This is a genomic window from Acidisphaera rubrifaciens HS-AP3, from assembly GCF_000964365.1.
In the GTDB taxonomy this organism is placed as follows: Bacteria; Pseudomonadota; Alphaproteobacteria; order Acetobacterales; family Acetobacteraceae; genus Acidisphaera; species Acidisphaera rubrifaciens.
Map to the genome: position 1 here is coordinate 1 of NZ_BANB01000579.1, position 1,607 is coordinate 1,607.

General features: G+C 66.8%; 3 protein-coding genes. All 3 read right to left on the minus strand.

Annotation, left to right across the window (positions count from 1 at the left end):
• Positions 1-74 precede the first annotated feature (74 nt).
• Complete coding sequence (locus B8460_RS14935; RefSeq protein ID WP_148360628.1) at positions 75-407, minus strand: hypothetical protein; 333 nt, start codon at positions 405-407, stop codon at positions 75-77.
• Positions 400-573, minus strand: coding sequence for a ribbon-helix-helix domain-containing protein (locus B8460_RS22110; protein WP_158322882.1), 174 nt, complete (start codon positions 571-573; stop codon positions 400-402). Before B8460_RS22110 ends, B8460_RS14935 begins: the two co-directional genes overlap by 8 nt.
• Before the next feature lie 207 nt (positions 574-780).
• The gene (locus B8460_RS14945) at positions 781-1,485 is read right to left on the minus strand and encodes a hypothetical protein (protein ID WP_148360629.1); all 705 of its coding nucleotides are present in this window, start codon (positions 1,483-1,485) and stop codon (positions 781-783) included.
• Between the last annotated feature and the right edge of the window lie 122 nt (positions 1,486-1,607).

Sequence of the window (1,607 nt, forward strand, 5' to 3'; positions counted from 1 at the left end):
CCCATAGCCGCGCCCCACCGCACGGCTGCGGCGACGAAAGATCGCCGGACGCGATGGCGCGAGCCGTCTCTAGCTCAGTCACCGGCGCCACCACGCAACGCGGCAGCGGCTTCCAACGTATCCATGGATTCCTGAAGCACGATGCGCGCGATTGAACCGACGCAAGCCACCGCGCCGAGCCAATTCAACGATTGACGCAGCCTCCACGTCATCTGATGCAGGTTGTCAAGGTCCGCAACCGACGCGCCATCTTCGAGAATCGTGAGGCCCGCATAGACCGCATACGCGGCGACCTCTCCCGTTACGTCGATCAACGCGTCCCGCCTCGGATCAACAGGCCCAAGGCGCCCCCGCAGATCGTCCGCGATGCGTTTTGCGACACGGTTTAGGACAGCGGCTTCACTCATCCGGCTGCGCCTCGCCCGCGCTGTGCCGAGCAAGGTATTCCTTGATTGCACGCGCCGCGATGCGGCTGCGCGACGTGTCGTGCTCACGGGCGATCATATCGAGTTCCGCGATGTGCCGGAGGGGTAGCGTCAGCGTCGTTGTGACGCGGCGATCGAGATTGTCCATGCGGATAAAATAGGAACAGACGGTGCGCAATGCAAGAAGTTTCTGATGACATGACCAGACACGTTGAGGAACGTTGAGGAATGTCCGGCGGTGTCCGGCGGTGTCGTGGGGTGTCGCTATTCGATCGGCTTCGTTTTTGGTTTTCCCACCGCTGGGAATAGCATTCCCACCGCGATGCCCCGGCTGTGACCCGGATGCGCGCAGTCGCTATTCCCGCACGTCCAGCGCCGCCACAATCGCCAGTACCACCGCAGCCCGCAACGGATCATCCCCCACCGGCATGCCGGCCCGCAGCTCAATCGACGCGCCGAACGGCGACGACTTCGCCTTCTCGGCCACGGTCGGCGACAGCTTCACGCGCCCCGCCGCGACATGCGCCGCCGCCGACAGCGCCAGCACTGCCGGGTCCAACCCGTCGACCACCTGCACCCGCAACCCGGCCCGCTCGGCGACCGATCGCAGCACCGGCGGCAGCACCACGCCCAACACGCCGCGAACCGGCCTCAGTTCCGCGCCAAGCCGCGTCAACGTCGCCGCCAGTTCCACGAATGGCGCGGCGGACAACGGTGCAACGTCGAAATCTATGAGCAAGCAAGGCGGCCCAACGCCGATCAACGATCGCGACGCGGTTACGATCGCCACGCGGCCCGCCGCGTCGATCGCTGCCACGGCATAGATCGCCTCGCACGCACGGCATGGCGCAACCGGCGCCCCGTCCGTCAGCAGGTCCGCCGGCCGCACCAGCGCCGGCACCCTATCGCCCAACACCTGCACCAGCGCGCCGGCTGCGGCGTTTGCCAGGTCATCGTGAGCACCCGGCGCGTGATCTATGCTGTCACGCCCGCCCCGCGCCGTGCGGCGCTCTAGCGCGCATAGCTGCGCCGTCAGCCTCGGCACGTCGAGCAGCCGCACCCGGCGGCCGTTCAACGCGGGGAGGAACTCGGTATAGATCGCCGACTTCGGCTTCCGTGACACGTCATAGCCTATGCCGCGCATCGCGAACCGCTCGCGGGGCCACTCGCCTGCATACGCAT

Coding starts and splice junctions, on each gene's coding strand:
- B8460_RS14935 (WP_148360628.1), bottom strand. CDS start 407: ATGAGTGAAGCCGCTGTCCTAAACCGTGTCGCAAAACGCATCGCGGAC.
- B8460_RS22110 (WP_158322882.1), bottom strand. CDS start 573: ATGGACAATCTCGATCGCCGCGTCACAACGACGCTGACGCTACCCCTC.